The organism is Caballeronia sp. S22, from assembly GCF_964261745.1.
GTDB classification, from domain to species: domain Bacteria; phylum Pseudomonadota; class Gammaproteobacteria; order Burkholderiales; family Burkholderiaceae; genus Caballeronia; species Caballeronia jiangsuensis.
On the sequence record NZ_OZ180038.1, the window covers coordinates 283022 to 298702 of the forward strand.

At 63.4% G+C, this 15681-nt stretch carries 15 protein-coding genes; 3 read left to right on the forward strand and 12 right to left on the reverse strand.

Annotated features, from left to right (window positions below; translation table 11 throughout):
• The first annotated feature begins 21 nt into the window (after positions 1 to 21).
• Genes ACEN42_RS27955 through ACEN42_RS27965 form a run of 3 tightly spaced genes read left to right on the forward strand, consistent with a single transcriptional unit; the run spans position 22 to position 3205 of the window.
• Positions 22 to 1356 carry an MFS transporter gene (locus ACEN42_RS27955; protein WP_238211311.1) on the forward strand — a complete coding sequence of 445 codons (1335 nt, stop codon included), beginning with the start codon at positions 22 to 24 and terminating at the stop codon, positions 1354 to 1356.
• A gap of 26 nt (positions 1357 to 1382) precedes the next feature.
• Positions 1383 to 2225: a transketolase gene (locus ACEN42_RS27960; protein WP_371883766.1), complete on the forward strand. Its 843-nt coding sequence runs from the start codon at positions 1383 to 1385 to the stop codon at positions 2223 to 2225.
• Entirely contained in the window at positions 2222 to 3205 is a 984-nt protein-coding gene (locus tag ACEN42_RS27965) for a transketolase family protein (protein WP_371883767.1), read from the forward strand. The genes ACEN42_RS27960 and ACEN42_RS27965 overlap by 4 nt, the downstream gene beginning before the upstream one ends.
• Positions 3206 to 3246: 41 nt before the next feature.
• Here ACEN42_RS27965 and ACEN42_RS27970 read toward each other — a convergent pair whose 3' ends face one another.
• From ACEN42_RS27970 to ACEN42_RS28025, 12 genes are all read right to left on the reverse strand, one after another.
• Positions 3247 to 3828: a DUF2894 domain-containing protein gene (locus ACEN42_RS27970; protein ID WP_371883768.1), complete on the reverse strand. Its 582-nt coding sequence runs from the start codon at positions 3826 to 3828 to the stop codon at positions 3247 to 3249.
• Positions 3821 to 4468 carry an OmpA family protein gene (locus ACEN42_RS27975; protein WP_371883769.1) on the reverse strand — a complete coding sequence of 216 codons (648 nt, stop codon included), beginning with the start codon at positions 4466 to 4468 and terminating at the stop codon, positions 3821 to 3823. Before ACEN42_RS27975 ends, ACEN42_RS27970 begins: the two co-directional genes overlap by 8 nt.
• On the reverse strand, positions 4465 to 6711 hold the full coding sequence (locus ACEN42_RS27980) for a DUF802 domain-containing protein (protein WP_371883770.1): 2247 nt from the start codon (positions 6709 to 6711) through the stop codon (positions 4465 to 4467). The genes ACEN42_RS27975 and ACEN42_RS27980 overlap by 4 nt, the downstream gene beginning before the upstream one ends.
• A gap of 10 nt (positions 6712 to 6721) precedes the next feature.
• Positions 6722 to 7417 carry a DUF3348 domain-containing protein gene (locus ACEN42_RS27985; RefSeq protein ID WP_371883771.1) on the reverse strand — a complete coding sequence of 232 codons (696 nt, stop codon included), beginning with the start codon at positions 7415 to 7417 and terminating at the stop codon, positions 6722 to 6724.
• A 99-nt stretch (positions 7418 to 7516) separates the two neighbouring features.
• Entirely contained in the window at positions 7517 to 8602 is a 1086-nt protein-coding gene (locus tag ACEN42_RS27990; RefSeq protein WP_250485415.1) for a linear amide C-N hydrolase, read from the reverse strand.
• Positions 8603 to 8856: 254 nt separating this feature from the next.
• Positions 8857 to 10326 carry an alkaline phosphatase family protein gene (locus ACEN42_RS27995; protein ID WP_371883772.1) on the reverse strand — a complete coding sequence of 490 codons (1470 nt, stop codon included), beginning with the start codon at positions 10324 to 10326 and terminating at the stop codon, positions 8857 to 8859.
• Positions 10327 to 10470: 144 nt separating this feature from the next.
• Complete coding sequence (locus ACEN42_RS28000; protein ID WP_371883773.1) at positions 10471 to 10842, reverse strand: GFA family protein; 372 nt, start codon at positions 10840 to 10842, stop codon at positions 10471 to 10473.
• A 29-nt stretch (positions 10843 to 10871) separates the two neighbouring features.
• The gene (locus ACEN42_RS28005; RefSeq protein ID WP_187604140.1) at positions 10872 to 11264 is read right to left on the reverse strand and encodes a tautomerase family protein; all 393 of its coding nucleotides are present in this window, start codon (positions 11262 to 11264) and stop codon (positions 10872 to 10874) included.
• A 108-nt stretch (positions 11265 to 11372) separates the two neighbouring features.
• Positions 11373 to 12539: an ABC transporter permease gene (locus ACEN42_RS28010; protein WP_371883774.1), complete on the reverse strand. Its 1167-nt coding sequence runs from the start codon at positions 12537 to 12539 to the stop codon at positions 11373 to 11375.
• Between the two features lie 9 nt (positions 12540 to 12548).
• The gene (locus ACEN42_RS28015) at positions 12549 to 13703 is read right to left on the reverse strand and encodes an ABC transporter permease (RefSeq protein WP_371883775.1); all 1155 of its coding nucleotides are present in this window, start codon (positions 13701 to 13703) and stop codon (positions 12549 to 12551) included.
• Positions 13704 to 13709: 6 nt separating this feature from the next.
• Positions 13710 to 14402: an ABC transporter ATP-binding protein gene (locus tag ACEN42_RS28020; protein ID WP_187604137.1), complete on the reverse strand. Its 693-nt coding sequence runs from the start codon at positions 14400 to 14402 to the stop codon at positions 13710 to 13712.
• 1 nt (position 14403) lies between these two features.
• Positions 14404 to 15558: an efflux RND transporter periplasmic adaptor subunit gene (locus ACEN42_RS28025; RefSeq protein WP_255503556.1), complete on the reverse strand. Its 1155-nt coding sequence runs from the start codon at positions 15556 to 15558 to the stop codon at positions 14404 to 14406.
• Positions 15559 to 15681: the final 123 nt, after the last annotated feature.

The following is a 15681-nucleotide window of genomic DNA, read 5'->3' on the forward strand; positions in this document are numbered from 1 at the left end:
CAAACATGGCTGGAGACATCTATGAAATCCAAACTGGCCGCATCGTCGGCAACGGCTGCATTCGCGTCATCCGACGATGCGAGCACGAGCAGCTTCGAGGCGAAGACCTATGCTAAGGTCGGACGTCGCCTGATCCCCTTTCTGATGCTGTGTTATCTCGGCGCGTATCTCGACCGCGTGAATGTGGGCTTCGCCAAGCTGCAGATGCTCAACGATCTGCGCTTTTCCGAAACCATCTACGGCATCGGCGCGGGCATCTTCTTTCTCGGCTACTTTCTGTTCGAAGTGCCCAGCAATGTGATCCTGCATAAAGTCGGCGCGCGCAACTGGCTCGCGCGCATCATGCTGACGTGGGCCGTGATCTCCGCGAGCTTCGTCTTCGTCAAGTCGCCGACGACCTTCTATGTCCTGCGCTTTCTGCTCGGCGTCGCCGAAGCGGGTTTCGCGCCCGGCGTGATTCTCTATCTCACGTACTGGTTCCCCGCCGCACGACGCGCCAAGGCGCTCTCGCTTTTCTTCATGGCGATTCCGCTCGCGGGCATCGTCGGCGGTCCGCTCTCGGGCTACATCATGCATGCGTTCCAGGGTATGCACGGGCTCGCCGGATGGAAGTGGCTCTTCATGCTCGAAGCGCTGCCCTCGCTCTTCCTCGGCGTCGCGATCCTCTTTTATCTCGACAACGGCATCGCCGGCGCGAAGTGGCTCACCGACGAAGAGAAGGCCCTGCTCAAGCGCAATGTCGAAAAGGACAACGCGCAAACCGTGAAGCATGTATCGATCCGCGCGTTCATCGGCGATCGTCGTCTGTGGCTGATGGCCGCGATCTACTTCTGCGTCGTGATGGGTCAATACGGCCTGACGTTCTGGCTGCCGACGATCATCCGCCGCACGGGTGTGGCGGACCCGCTGTGGGTCGGCATTCTCACCGCGATTCCGTATCTCTGCGCGATCATCGCGTTGCCGCTGATCGGCGCGAGCGCAGACAAGCGCCGCGAACGCCGTTTGCATCTCGCCATTCCGATGCTCGTGTCCGCAGCCGGTTTCGCCACCTTGCCGATGCTCGGCAGCGTGGGCGCGTCGATCGTCTGCGTGAGCATCGCGGCGGCCGGCATTCTCGCATCGTCGTCGCAATTCTGGTCGCTGCCCACCGCGGTGCTCGGCGGCATGTCGGCGGCGGCGGGCATCGCCGCGGTCAACTGCTTCGCCAATCTCGCGGGCTTCTTCTCGCCTGCGATCGTCGGCTGGCTCAACGACTTCACCGGCAAATCGACAGCGGGCCTGATCTTCATTTCGATCGCAATCGTGCTGGGCGCAGTGCTCGTGTTCTTCGTGCCCGCCAAGACCGTCAATCGCTAAAACCAGTTCAATCAAGGAGACAACACATGAGTACTCCCGTCATCGAGGAAGTCACGCTCGCCGAGCGTGCCTACCGTATCCGCCGCAATGCCCTGCTGATGGGCGAAGTGCAGGGCCAGGGCTATATCGGCCAGGCGCTCGATATCGCCGACGTTCTCGCCGTCGCCTACTTCGGCGCGATGAACTACCGCCCTGAAGATCCCGACTGGGAAGAGCGCGACCGCTTCCTGCTCTCGAACGGCCACTATGCGATCGCGCTGTACGCCGCGCTTTTCGAAGCGGGCATCCTGCCGCAGGACGAACTCGAAACCTACGGCAGCGACGACAGCCGCCTTCCGATGTCCGGCATGGCGAGCTACACACCGGGCATGGAGATGTCGGGCGGATCGCTCGGGCAAGGACTCACGATTGCAGTAGGCCGTTGTCTCGGCCTCAAGCGCAAGGGCTCGAAGTCCTTCGTCTATACGCTCTTCTCCGATGGCGAACTCGACGAAGGTTCGGTCTGGGAAGGCCTCATGTCCGCCGCGCACTGGAAGCTCGACAACCTCATCGCGATGGTCGATGTGAATAACCAGCAAGCCGATGGCCCCTCGACGCAGATCATGGCGTTCGAGCCGCTCGTCGAAAAACTCGAAGCGTTCGGCTGGTACGTGCAGCGCATCGACGGCAACGATATCGACGCCGTGAAGCAGGCCTTCGACAACGCGCGCAACTTGAAGGACGCGAAGCCGCGCATCATCGTGTGCGATACGAAGATGGGCTCTGGCGTGCCGTTCCTCGAACAACGCGAGAAAAACCATTTCATCCGCGTCGATGCCCATGAATGGCAACTGGCGCTTCAGGCACTCGAAGCAGGGAGACAAGCATGAGCACCCGTCTGAAAACTTCCGCGATGATCGCGTCGATTGCAAGCGAAGGACAGCTCACGCGTTCCGCGCCCTTCGGTCATGCGCTCGTCGAACTGGCGCGCACTAAATCGAACGTCATCGGCATGACGGCCGATCTCGGCAAATACACGGACCTGCATATCCTCGCGAAGGAATTTCCCGAGCGCTATTACCAGATGGGTATGGCCGAGCAATTGCTGATGGGCGCGGCTTCGGGCTTCGCGCATGAAGGCGCGCAGCCGTTCGTCACGACCTATGCGGTGTTCGCGACGCGCCGTGCTTATGACTTCATCCATCAGACGATCGCGGAAGACAATCTCGATGTGAAGATCGTCGCCGCGCTGCCGGGTTTGACGACCGGTTACGGCCCGAGCCACCAGGCCGCCGAAGACCTCGCGCTGATGCGCGCGATGCCGAACATGACCGTGATCGATCCGTGCGATGCGCTCGATATCGAGCAGATGGTGCCCGCTATCGCCGCACACAAAGGTCCGGTGTATGCGCGACTTCTGCGCGGCAACGTGCCCGCCGTGCTCGACGAATACGATTACCAGTTCGAATTGGGCAAGGCGAAGCTTATTCGCGATGGCGGCGATGTGCTCGTCATCTCGTCCGGCATCATGACGATGCGCGCGCTCGAAACCGCCAAGGCATTGCAGGCCGATAGCGTCGATGTGGCGGTGCTTCACGTGCCGACGATCAAGCCGCTCGATACGGAGACGATCATCCGCGAGGCGAAGCGTTCGGGTCGTCTCGTGGTGGTGGCCGAAAACCACACGACGATAGGCGGACTGGGCGAAGCTGTGGCGACTGCCCTGCTTACTGCTGGCGTCACGCCGGCATATCGTCAGATCGCGCTGCCCGATGCGTTCCTCGATGCGGGCGCGCTGCCGACTCTGCACGATCGCTATGGCATCTCGACCAATGTGATGTCGAGCACCATTAAAGGTTGGCTCGCATAATGAGTCTGCGCCGCGCGTTCGATGAATCGCGCGGCCCTCTGTCACTTCTTCTTGCGCCCGCTTTTCTTCGCGCCCGCCGCATCTTTCGCGACGACCACGCCCAGGCCGTTCATCGCTTCCATCCACGAGAGTGCATCGGCGTAAGCGAGGAATTGCTGGAAATAGCCCGGCGATACTTCGCGCATGAGCGACAACGCACGATGCACGAGACTGCTCGAATTGAGCGGTCCCGCATTCCTCGGCACTTGCGCGAGCGAATCGCGCAACTGCTTTTCCGCGCTGACTTTCGACCACACCGCGCGGAAGTATTCGAGCAACTCCGCATGCGATGTCGTGTGAGCCGATGACGACTGCGCGATGTCGTCGACGAGCGTGGCAAGCGGCCCGCGTTCATCGTCATTCTGAATCGCGGCGCGTTGCAACACAGCACGTTCGATATCGCTTCGATAAAGATCGAGCAACTGCGCGACGCGTGCATCGAGCATGCGACGCGCTTCGCCGTCGTAAGCAGCCGCGCGTTTGTCGAGCGCATCGATGAGATGAAAGCGCACGGGATTTGCGCGATCGTCGCCATTCGCGCGCCATGCGTCGAGCGTCGAGCGTGCGGGCGCCACCTTATTCATGCGCCTTCACCGCGCCATCCGATGACCGCGGCACAGCGGAAATCTCCACGCGACGATTCTTCGCGCGCCCGACTTCATCGGCGTTGGAACTCACGGGCTGCTCGGAACCGAACGCAGCCGCGAACACCGACGACGACGGCACGCCCGCATCGATCAACGCGCGCGTGACGGTCAGCGCGCGTTTCGCGGAGAGCTCCCAGTTGTCCGCGAAGCGCCGGTTGCCTTCGTGCACCTGCTGATCGTCGGCGAAACCGCTCACCATGAGAATCTCCTCATGCGCATGCAGGTACGAGGCAAGCGGCCCGGCGAGGCTCTTCAGCACATCGCGGCCCTGCGGCTGCAACTGATCGGAATTGAGCGCGAAGAGCACGCTGCCGCTGATGCCGATGCGCCCGTTCACGAGCGTCACGCGTCCCGACGCGAGCGGCCCCGCGAGCGCCTGTTCCAGCGTCTTGCGGCGCTGCGTTTCTTCCTGACGATGCTTCACCTCTTCGTCGAGCTTGTTCTCGAGCTGCAACTGCACGCCGATCACGCCGACGAGTATCAGCACGAACGCGCCCAGCAGCACCGACATCAAGTCGGCGAACGCAGCCCAGATCGGCGCGGCGTGTTCCGCGCCGCCGTCGATTTCCTCGTTCATGCCGCCCGCGCTCCGGCCACGCGCTGACCCGCGATATGCTGCAAGTCCTCGACGATCTGCTTCTGCGACATCATGCTCAAATCGATCACTTCCTTCGCCTGAGCCACGTAATACGCGAGTTGCTCGTCGCTGCGCGCGAGCGATTTGTCGAGCGCGCTTTCGATCCGTTCGAGATGCGCGACGAGCTTGTCGTTCGATGCGCCGAAGGACTGCACGGCCGCACCGAACGCGTCCGACAGGCTCGCCATTTCGACGGCGCTCGCCGTCACTTGCGCGGCCATCGCGCCGAGCTTGCCGGCTTCGGTTTCGACCGTGCCGGTGAACTGCGCGCCGACGCGTTGCAGCAGCGTCGCCGATGTATCGACCAATGCGTCGATCGCGGTGCGTTGCTCGTTCGATGCATGATTCACGGCATCGAGCAGCGTTTCGACCGTCGCGAGCAGACGGCTGCGTTCGTCGAGCATGGCGGTATCGCGGACCATCGAATCGGAGAGCTTCTGACGCATCTCGGCGACGACTTCAGCGGCCGCCTTCGGTGCTTCCGACGCCGCCTGAACAAGACGCTCGATCTCCGCGATGGTCGCGCTCGCGTGCGCCTGCGATTGCGCGGACATGTCGTGCGCGGTCTGCGCGAGCGCGTCGCAAATGTCCTTCTGACGATCCGCCGCCACGGCGCTCGTCTGCTGCCATTGCTCGCGCAACGAGCTAGCGATCGTGTCGAGCGCGCCGCTCCATGTCGCAAGGCGCTCGTCCGCATGTTGTGCGAGTTCTACGCGCAGATCGGCATGCGATCGATCGACCGATTGAACGAACGATGCCGCATGTCGTTCGAAGCTCGCGGCCGCGGCCGTCAATGCGTTCTGGTTCTGCGCGGCGCTTTGCTCGCTTGCGCGCGCGTGCTGTTCGAGCGCATCGCGCCATGTTTGCGACATGTTGCCCGTAGCGGTTTCGAGGCGCGCGGATACATCGTCGATCAGACCGGAAGAACGCGCTTCGAAGGTTTGCGCAAATTGCGCCATCGATGCATCCATGCGTGCGACGAGCGCATCGCTCGATTGCTCGTGCTTCGCAACCGACGCTTCCAGCCCGCCCGACACGCGGTCCATGTGCGCGGACACGCCTTCGACGAGATGCGTCGCGCGCTGATCGAAGGCTTGTGTGAAGCGATAGAGCGATACGCCCATCTCGCCCACGAGCGCCGCATTCGATTGCGCGTGCTTCGAGAGCGACTCGCTCCAGATCTCCGCGACCTTCGCCGACGATGCCTCGAAGCCGCTCGACAAGCCTTCCAGTTGACGCGCGACCGCGTGCTCGACGCTGCCATGCAAGGCGGTGACTTCGCGCGCGATGCCGTCCATCGTCGCCTGCATGACGGGCTGCAATGCGGCGCTCGCGGCACGCGCGCTGTCGGCGACGCTCTGTTTCAGCGACAGTTCCACCGATGTCGCGAGCCGCCTATACGACGTCTCCGCTTTCGCATGAAACGCATCCTGACCGGCGAGCTGGCGTTCGCTTGCCGCGAGGCTTTGCTGCTCGATTGCGATGGTCATCGACTGAAGACGATCGACGAGCTTAGGCATCAGTTCGGTCTGAAGCTGCAGCAGTTTGAACGTCTCCTCGCGTTGATGCGCCTGCGTGAACGCGCGCAGCGTTGTCGCGATCTTCACGTCGAGTTGCTGCGTGACATGCAGGCGCTCGCTGCGGCATAGCGCGGACAACAGGCCGAGCATCGCGGACGTTGCGACACCCGCGATCGACGTGCCGAACGCGAAGCCGAGGCCCGTCACCGGCGCGGAAAGCGACGCGCGGATCGCCGTCAGATCGGATGCGCTCTGCAACGCGGTGCCGGTGCCGCGCAATGTCGCGACCATGCCGAGCAGCGTGCCGAGCATGCCGAGCAGCACGAGCAGGCCAACGAGATACGGCGCGAGCACGGGACCGGGCAACGCCGCGCGCTCACCCTCGACGCGCAGGCGCACCGCATTGCGCAGACTCGGATGCAGGCTGTCGAGCCACACGGCGAAGCTGCGCGGCGCGCTCGCCAGTTGCGCGACGGCCTGTTCGAGCGAGCCGGTGATCTGTTGATAGCGGCGCAATTCCGCCGCGCCCGCGAGATAGCATCCGGCGATCACGAGCGTGACGGCGAACGCGATCGCATTCGATGCGATATACGCGATGCCGATGCCCAGCACCGCGGCGAGGCCAATCGAGAAGACAACGATGTTCAAAAGATTTCGGGGCATAGCGAGCCAGTTAGCGGGGGCGAAGAGCCGCGAGCAAGCCTTCGATCGGTTGAAAACGAACATCCAGTTCGGCGAGCAGCACGCTTTGCAGATCCTTGCGAAACACGTCGAGCCATGCGTTGGCCATCGGTGCTTCCACCGCAGCGTGCGCGCTTTTCAGGCGCTCGAAATGCTTGCCGAGCAAGGTGGGGACGCTTGCGAGCAGACAGCGTTCGCGCGCGCTCAGAGCCTGTTCCATGACGGCATCGACGACGGCGAGCCGCGCCATGTCCGGCGATCGCGCCGCGAGCATCGATCTCAAACGCGTGCGCAGCGCGCCGATGTCGGATTCCATCGACTGTTGCAGCGACACGTAGCGCTGGCGAAAATCCGCGTAATCGGCCGGGAGATCGTCCGGCGACGGCTTTACGTGCGCACGATGCCTGCGGCGCGCGACCGCTTCCTCGCGTGCGAACGCGCCGGCGAGCGAGGTCCGCACGCGCGCGCACTCTTCCTCCACGTCGCGGGGCGCGGATCGCGCGCCGGACATGGCGGGCGGATCGGTCGCGAGCGCGGTGGACAGCGCGATCGCATCGGTCCAGCCGAGCCATTGACTCAGGCGGTCCGCGAGCGATTGAGCGGGTTCGTGAACTTCGAGATCGGCAAAATGTGCCAGCAGCCGAACGAGCGCCGGGCCGCTGAATGCCGTGCGTTTCAAGCCTTGCACAGTATCACCGGGGGCAAAAAGGACACTATTTTACCTGTGCGGGCGAAGTCGCTGCCCCGTTTCTTGTCGATTCGATGCAACGCGGCTGTGAACGCCGCGTCAGGGCGCCTTCGCGGGCATGAACGCGAACGGCTGCGTCGCGACGAAGCTGCCCGCCGTTTCGCCCGAGAAAACCTGGCCCGCGTCGATGGTCAGCTTCATCACCGGCGCGCCGGGGTTCAGGTTGAGTTTTTTCAGCGAGACCCAGAACGTATCGGGCCGCGTCGCGGAATCGAAGTAATAGATCAGGTTCTGCTGATCCGATACGGTGCGCCATATCGTCGATGAAAGATTGGGCTGCTCCGGCGTGCTGATGCCGAGCGGCACGCTCACCGAACGCATCACGCTCATCACGCTCGCCACCGCCTGAAACGCATACGACTTCTGCGGCACGCCCGCCATGTAGTTCGGATCGGCCTGCTTCGGAATCGCATCGAGCAGAAAGGATGCGCGCACGAAGCGGTCCGCCGCGCGGTTCGTGCCGGGCAGGAAACCCAGACCGCCGACGCTCTTCCAGTAAGTATCGATGGCAAGCTGTTCATCGTAGATCGGCGAGTTGGTCATCACCTTGTACTTCTTGCCCTGATGGATGAGAAGCTTGCCATTGATGTATTCGAAGATGGCCGAATCGCCGCGCGCGTCCGAAAGCGACAGATGAATCGTCAGCGGCTTGCCGTTGGGCAGCGGCGGCGCGATGATCTGGAACGGCTCACGCGAAAGCACATACACCGCCTGCCCGACGGTCGCGAAGTTATCGAGCGCATATTGCGCCCACAGGCTGATCGACATCGGATCGCGCTTCGGGTCCGGCTTGCCGTAATCGGTTTCCGCGAGATAGAGCGCATTGGCGACGAGCCCGCGTTCGTTCATGCCATCCACCGTGCCGATCTCATAGCCCGACACCACCACGCTGCCGTACTTCGATTTCCATTTGACCGATCGCGGCCCGGCATTGCCATCGCGTTCGATGCCCGCGGGCATCACCCACAGGTTCGAGCGCATGTCCTCGGACCAGTCCATCGTGCGGCCTGTGATCACGAGGCCTTTGTCGCCGACATAAAGTGCACGCGTGCACGCAAGCGCGAGCGATGTCGAGAGCAATGCCAGCGCGGCGAGGCACGCGATCTTTCGAGTCAGACGGGTCATGGCCGTGTTCCCTCTGTCGTGGGTCGAAGAGCGGGTCTCGTCCTTTCTTGGGCGGTGACAGGAATATCGGAATCCAGCGGCTTTGTAAAGGCGCACGCGGCGCGACAGGCTCATCATGAGCCTGCTTGACTACGAGCTTGACTTCACCTAAAGAACTTCAGTCCATTTCGCGTTCAAGAATTGATTTTCCGATCGTTGCCGATAACGCCGTATTCGGCGGCTATCAGTGTCGATGACGCTGCCAGCGCTTCGCTTCATTGCGCAGGAAATCCCAACGTCGTCGCTTTGGTGCGCAAGTCGGCGAAGCGGCCGCCCGCTGTCGGCGTTTGCGATGCGCCCTCCGCTGCTTTCGCCGTCTGCGATTTATCGACGGTGCCGATGCCCGTTCCGGTGGCTGGCGTGTTCGAGCATGCGAGGCCGAACGGCCCTTGCGCCACCGTGAGCGCCGGCGCGTCGGTGCGCGGCGCGTCGCTCAGGTCGAGCGCGTACGCCATGTTGAACGTGGTCGGATCGCTGCCGCGCGCGCCCAGCGGATCGAGCCCGAAGCGCCACGCGAGCAGTTGATGAATCGAGCTCGGATCGAACGGATAACGCGCCACATTGTTCGCGCGCACACGCGGCCCGAGCAGCATGCAGGGCACGCGAAAGCCGAGGCGGCCATCGTTGCCGAGTTTCTGTTCCGTCGACGACAGCGACCTGACCGGCGGCGCGACATGCTCGAAGAACCCGCCCCACTCGTCATAGACGACGATCATGAGCGTCGTGCTCCAGTTAGGGCCCGTGCGAAGCGCTTCGTAGATTTGCCCGAGCAGCGCCTGGCCATTGCGCACATCGGCATGCGGATGATCGTCGTTGGAGGTTCCGTTCGCCTCGCCGCCGAAACTCGGATCGACCATGCAGAACGACGGCAGATTGCCTCCGGCCCCATCGGAAAGGAAGTCCGCAAAGAGCTTCGAGCGGCCTACGTAGCGCGTTCCATAAAGCGCCGTGAACGGTACGTCGTGGAAGTAGTACTTCGACGAGACGTTCTTCGCGTCGAGCCGATCCCAGATCGTCGATAGCGACGATGTGTCTAGCGTGTCGCTCAGACGGTCCGTCTCGCCGCTATGCAGATAGACGCGGTTCGGAAACGTGTCGGCGAGAATGCCGCTCATGTAATAGTCGCAGACGGTGTACTGCGACACCGCCTGTCGATAGAAGTCGAGATCGCTGCCGGTGAAGTAACCGATCGGCAGCAGATCGCCGCGCGTCTTGTTCGTGTCGGGCGTGAGCAGGAAGCCGTTCATCGCGCCGTTCGCGAGATGCGTGCGGCCCGCGTCGTATTCGTGATCGGGGTCCGCGAACTGGCAGCTCTGAAAGCCGAAGGCCGCGTTGGCGGACAGCGAAAACGTCGGGTGCGCCTCGCCGAATGCATCGGTGAACTGTGTGCCGGCCTGCATGCCTTCGACGCCCGGCACCCAGCCGAGCATGTGATCGAAGGAGCGGTTCTCCATCGTCACGAGCACGATGTGATCGATGCCCGATGTCGCCGGCGCGGGCAACGCGGGACGCGGCAGGTTAGCGCGATCCGGCGGAATGTTGCCGATGGGGCTCGTCGGCGTGATGGTGCCGGAGTTGTCGTCGCTGCCACCGCCGCCGCACGCGGACAGCATGGCTGTGCCGGCGAGCGCGGCGAGCAGGCGGCGGCGTACCGCGTCGGGTTGGTTCGAGGGTTTCTGAGCCATGACGGCGCACCATGTGAGTGTTTTTATCGAACGCCGTTCGTTTGCAAACCCGGTTGCGCATCGGGACATCGAACGCGAACGGCTTGTGGGTGCCGGGGTTTAGCACATGGCGTTCCCGGCGCCCTCACTCACATGGCCGCGCCGTTATGGTTTTTCGACTACCGAGTGGCTCGCGCCGTTCGCGACGGGCGCGTCGAGCGAATAGGCATCGACGCCATCGACGCAGCCGAGGTTCACGCGCCAGTGGTCGGGATTCGAGCGCGTCTGATGGAATGTATAAATTCCACAGTGCTTGCAGAAGAAGTGCCTGGCGACTTGCGTGTTGAACTGATAGAGCGCGAGTTCGCTTTCGCCTGAAAGGATGCGCAGCTTGTCCCTCGTGAACGGCGGCGACATCACCGCGCCGCGCCGCCGGCAAAAGCTGCAGTTGCAGCGCACGGCCGGCTCGGGCGGCGTCTGAACTTCGAAGGTCACCGCGCCGCAATGGCACGCGCCTTTGAGGGTCGTCGGGGTCATCGTTGCTGTGTCTCCCTTACGGTTTTCGTTCAGGCCGCGTCCTCCACGTACTGCGCGAGTCCGCGTCCGAATGACCAGTCTTCGCGTCGATTCGGCGCGAGCACGATCAGCACGTCCTCGGGGCGCAAGCCGGGCGATGTCGCGAGCTTCGTGGCCAGCGTCTTGTAGAACGCCTTCTTGGTCGGCGTGTCGCGCCAGTCGCTCGCGGTGATGTGGATGAACACGAGGTCGTCGCTGCGTTCGACGCCGAGATATCCGGGATCGTAGATGAAGTCGTCGCGATCGTGTTCCTGAATCAACTGGAAGCGGTCGTCGGCGGGAACCTTGAACGCTTCGACGAGCGCTTCGTGGACGCTGTTCGAGATCGCGCGGATATGGTCGCGCGGCTTGCCTTTCACGAGTGAGATTCTGACGAGCGGCATGAGGGGTCTCCTTTCGGATCGAAAGCGATGAATAATGCATTCACTCTACGCCGCACTATGAATGCTGAAAATTCAATAGTTCTGCATCGACCGTTCGGGGAAACCGGATCATCGCGCCCGCAAGGCGTCGACGATGTTCATCCGCGAAGCCCGCATTGCCGGCAGGAAGCCGCCGACCAGTCCCATCACGAGCGAGAACCCGAGCGTCTTCGCGATGACCGAAGGCGTGAGAATGAATCGAAACGACAAATCCGCGAAGGTCTGGAAATTGGTCGTCGAGAACGAAGCGAACTGCATCAGCGCCGCGCAGCAGAGTCCCGCGACACCGCCGACGAATCCGAGCAGCAACGCTTCGAGCAGAAACGCGCCGAGCACATCGAAGCGCTTGAACCCGAGCGCCCGCAACGTGCCGATCTCCGCGACGCGATTCGCCACCGACGCGTACATCGTGATCATCGCGCCGATCATCGCGGCGATGGAAAAGATGACCGACAGCGTGAAGCCGAGAATATTGATGAACGTCGATAGCGCCTTCGACTGATCGCCGTAGAAAATCCGCTCGCGCTTCGCTTCGTCGGCGAGACGCGGGTCCACGTCGATATCGGCTCTGAAGCGATCGAACGCATCGCTGCGCGCGAGCCGCACGACCATCGAGGAAAAGCTCGTGCGCCGGAACGATTGCATCAACTGATCGACATCGCCCCAGATTTCCGAATCGAAGCCGCTGCCGCCCGCATCGAAATGACCGACGACGGTCCAGTCGCGCTGCGCGAAACGCAGGTGATCGCCGATGCGCGTGCCGCCGAATCCCTTCGCGATGCTGCTCCCGACGATAATCTCCGACGACCCGCGCCTGAACATGCGCCCCGCCGTGAGCTGCACTTGCGGACGCAGTTGCACGCCCATCGGCGAGACGCCGCGAATCACGACGTTCGCGGGCGTGTTCGTGCCGAGCTTGGTGAGCGAGATCAGCACGACGGTTTCCTTCGATGCGAGCGGCGCGCCCTCGCCATTCATCGCGACCGAGGGATGCATCTCCATCACGTTCGCCTGATTGCGGTCGATCGCGCTCTGTATCTCCGTCTCCGCGCCCTTGCGGATCACGACGACGTTGTCCGCTTCGCCGGTCGAGACGAGCGTCTTCTTGAGGCCCGCGTCGAGCATCAGCACGGTCGCGAACACGAACACGACGAGCGCGAGGCCGCCCGCGGTCAGCATCGTCGTGAGACGGCGCGCCCAGAGATTGCGTGCGACGTAGGAAACGGGAATGGCCATCGCGCGTCCTCAGCCGATCGCCCGCAGGCCTTCGACGATGCGCACGCGGCTCGCCTGCACCGCCGGCACGATCGCCGCCGCCATCGCCACCACGAACGCGCACGCGGCCTGCAACAGCATGGTTTCGTGCGACACCATGAAGACCGGGAACACGCCGCCCGTCGCGTGCTTGAAGACCTCGGCCATCGGCGGCGTCGCCAGAATGCCGATGCCGCCGCCGATCGCGCAGATCGCCATCGATTCGCCGAACACGAGCATCGAGAGAAAGCCGGGACCGAAGCCGAGCGCCTTCAGCGTCGCGTATTCAGTGGTGCGTTCGCGCGCGCTCATCGCCATGGCGTTCGCCATCACGGCCATGATGATGAGGATGACCACGTAGGACACGACGCGTATCGCCGCGATGATCTGATTGGACATCGCGACGAAGCCGAGCTGAAACGCCTGCTCCGTTTCGGTGAGCGTTTCGGCGAGCGAGTTCTTGAAGACGTTGTCGATATTGCGCGAGACGACGGCGGCGTCGTCCGGGTCCTTGATGCCGACCACATACACGCCGACCTGATCGACGGTGCGTTTGGTCGTCTTGCGGATCGTCTCGTTCAGATAGTCGTAGTGAAAGATCAGTTGCCGCGTGATGGTGGATTCATCGCGCCCTTCCATGATGCCGCGCACGACGAAGTCCCACGTGCCCGGATAGATCGTGCCCTTGAGCGGAATGACGTCGCCGACCTTGAAGCCGTATTGATCCGCGAGTTGCCGGCCGATGAGCGCGCCCTTGCGATCACGCTGATATTCGGCGCGTTGCTGGTCCGGCACGACGAACTCGGGATAGAGATCGAGATAATTGTCCGACACCGCGAACTGCGCGAAGAAGTTCTTCGGATCGCGATAGACGCCGCCGAACCAGTTCGAGCGCGCGACGAGCGTCACGCCATCGACGCCGCGGATGCGGTTCTCGTAGGCGAGCGGCAAGGGAAACACCAGCGAGATCGCATTGCGCGTGACGAGCCGCGCGTTCGACGCCGCCGCCGCGCCCGCATACCAGGCATCGACGACCGTATGCAGCAGGCCGTAGGCGAGCACCGCGATCGTGAGGCCGAGCACCGTCAGCGTGGTGCGCAGCTTGTGCCGCAGCGCGTTGCGCAGGATCAGCTTGAGCACGAACATGATGGTTCAGGGCCTGGTTCCATCGATCAGCTCGCCTTTCTCCAGATGCACGAGCGCCTTCGCCGCGCCCGCCGCGTGCGCATCGTGCGTCACCATGATGATGGTCTTGCCGAGCTTGTCGTTCAGGCGTTGCAGCATCGTGAGGACATCGGCGGCGGAGTTGCGGTCGAGGTCGCCGGTCGGCTCGTCGGCGACGATCAGCTTCGGGTCCGTGATCAGCGCCCGCGCAATCGCGACGCGCTGCTGCTGCCCGCCCGACAGCTCCGACGGATAGTGGCTCATGCGGTCCGCCATGTTGACCATGTCGAGCACCATCGCGACGCGCTCGCGCCGTTCGTGGCGCGTGAGGCGCGTCAGCATCAGCGGCAATTCGACATTCTCGAATGCGGACAGCACCGGCATCAGGTTATAGAACTGGAAGATGAAGCCGACATTCGCCGCGCGCCAGTTGGCGAGCGCGGCTTCGGGCAGGCGCGTGATATCGAGTCCGCCGACGAGCAGCTCGCCGCTGTCGGGCCGGTCGATGCCCGCGATCAGATTGAGCAGCGTGCTCTTGCCCGAACCCGACGGGCCCATCAGCGCGACGAAATTCCCTTCCGCGATGGATAGCGTGATGTCGGTCAGCACCGGCACAGTCTGCACGCCGCGCCGGTACGACTTGGCGACGTGGCTGATCTGAACGAGAGGCGTCGTGCTCACGCTATTTCTTCGCCAGCGTGACTTTCGCGCCGTCCTTGATCTTGTCGCCGGGCGCGAGCACGAGCACGTCGCCGGGCTTCACGCCCTGCACGGCCAGCAGATCGCCGATGCGTTCGCCCGTCGTCACGGGCACTTCGCGCGCGGTGTCGTGCTCGACGGCGTAGACCACCTTTTTGCCGTCGCGCGTGACGACCGCCGTTGGCTGTACCGCGACGACCGCCTTCTTCTCTTCGGGCGGCACGGGCTTCGACAGGAACGCGACCTTCGCGGACATCTCGGGCAGCACGCGCGCGTCGCGATCGACGAAACGCACTTTCACGAGCACGGTGGCCTTGGAGCGATCGACCGTCGGCACGATGCGCGACACGCGGCCCGCGAAGCGCACGTCGGGCAGCGCGTCGAGCTGGATCTCGCACGGCTGTTCGACGGCGATGCGCGAGATGTTCGACTCGGCGACATCGGCTTCGACTTCGAGCGTTTTCATGTCGGCGATGGTGACGACCGCGCCCTTGCTGTCCGACGCCGACGAGAACGGCGTGATGTTGTCGCCGACGTTCGCGTGTTTCTCCAGCACGACGCCGTCGAAGGGCGCGCGGATCACGGTCTGATCGACGGCCACTTGCGCGGCCTGCGCGTTGGCTTGCGCCGACGCGATCGCGGCTTCGTCGCTGTTGATGGACGCGTTGGCCTTGTCGAAGCGGGCGAGCGCGGCGTCGTACTGCGTCGCCGGAATCGCGCCTTGCGGGGCGAGAATCCTGTAGCGCCTGAGATCCACTTCCGCGTTCTTCAGCTCGGCGCGCTGAAGCTCCAGATTGGCTCGCGCGACCTTGACCTGCGCCTGCGCCTGCAAAAGCGACGCGGCCACGTCATTGCTTTCGAGCCGCGCGATGATCTGGCCTTCCTTCACCGGCGTGCCCTCCAGCACGCCGAGCCATTCGACGCGCCCCTGCCCCTTCGACGCCACCGCCGCCTTGCGCTGCGGCACGACATAGCCGGTAGCGTTCAGAAGCGTATAGCTCTGCGACGGATACACGGACGTGACAGTGGCGGTCTCGACGGCCTGCGGGCCAGCGAGACGAAACGCCACGGCGATGAGCGCAACGAGGATCGCCGCGATGACCACATAGCGAAGCCAGTTGCGCCGGCGCCGCGGCATCGCGGCGGACGGTCCCCGGTCGATTTTGAGTTTTTCTAGGTCGTGTTCAGCCAATTTATGGACGTGCGCCGCCGGATGGTCCGGCGGATCGGGATGCGGTGGAGGGATGCTCAGTATAGCGCC

What these genes read in the sequence shown, in the direction of transcription:
- ACEN42_RS27955 (WP_238211311.1), top strand. Translation starts at nt 22, where the DNA reads ATGAAATCCAAACTGGCCGCATCGTCGGCAACGGCTGCATTCGCGTCA.
- ACEN42_RS27960 (WP_371883766.1), top strand. Translation starts at nt 1,383, where the DNA reads ATGAGTACTCCCGTCATCGAGGAAGTCACGCTCGCCGAGCGTGCCTAC.
- ACEN42_RS27965 (WP_371883767.1), top strand. Translation starts at nt 2,222, where the DNA reads ATGAGCACCCGTCTGAAAACTTCCGCGATGATCGCGTCGATTGCAAGC.
- ACEN42_RS27970 (WP_371883768.1), bottom strand. Translation starts at nt 3,828, where the DNA reads ATGAATAAGGTGGCGCCCGCACGCTCGACGCTCGACGCATGGCGCGCG.
- ACEN42_RS27975 (WP_371883769.1), bottom strand. Translation starts at nt 4,468, where the DNA reads ATGAACGAGGAAATCGACGGCGGCGCGGAACACGCCGCGCCGATCTGG.
- ACEN42_RS27980 (WP_371883770.1), bottom strand. Translation starts at nt 6,711, where the DNA reads ATGCCCCGAAATCTTTTGAACATCGTTGTCTTCTCGATTGGCCTCGCC.
- ACEN42_RS27990 (WP_250485415.1), bottom strand. Translation starts at nt 8,602, where the DNA reads ATGACCCGTCTGACTCGAAAGATCGCGTGCCTCGCCGCGCTGGCATTG.
- ACEN42_RS27995 (WP_371883772.1), bottom strand. Translation starts at nt 10,326, where the DNA reads ATGGCTCAGAAACCCTCGAACCAACCCGACGCGGTACGCCGCCGCCTG.
- ACEN42_RS28000 (WP_371883773.1), bottom strand. Translation starts at nt 10,842, where the DNA reads ATGACCCCGACGACCCTCAAAGGCGCGTGCCATTGCGGCGCGGTGACC.
- ACEN42_RS28005 (WP_187604140.1), bottom strand. Translation starts at nt 11,264, where the DNA reads ATGCCGCTCGTCAGAATCTCACTCGTGAAAGGCAAGCCGCGCGACCAT.
- ACEN42_RS28010 (WP_371883774.1), bottom strand. Translation starts at nt 12,539, where the DNA reads ATGGCCATTCCCGTTTCCTACGTCGCACGCAATCTCTGGGCGCGCCGT.
- ACEN42_RS28015 (WP_371883775.1), bottom strand. Translation starts at nt 13,703, where the DNA reads ATGTTCGTGCTCAAGCTGATCCTGCGCAACGCGCTGCGGCACAAGCTG.
- ACEN42_RS28025 (WP_255503556.1), bottom strand. Translation starts at nt 15,558, where the DNA reads ATGCCGCGGCGCCGGCGCAACTGGCTTCGCTATGTGGTCATCGCGGCG.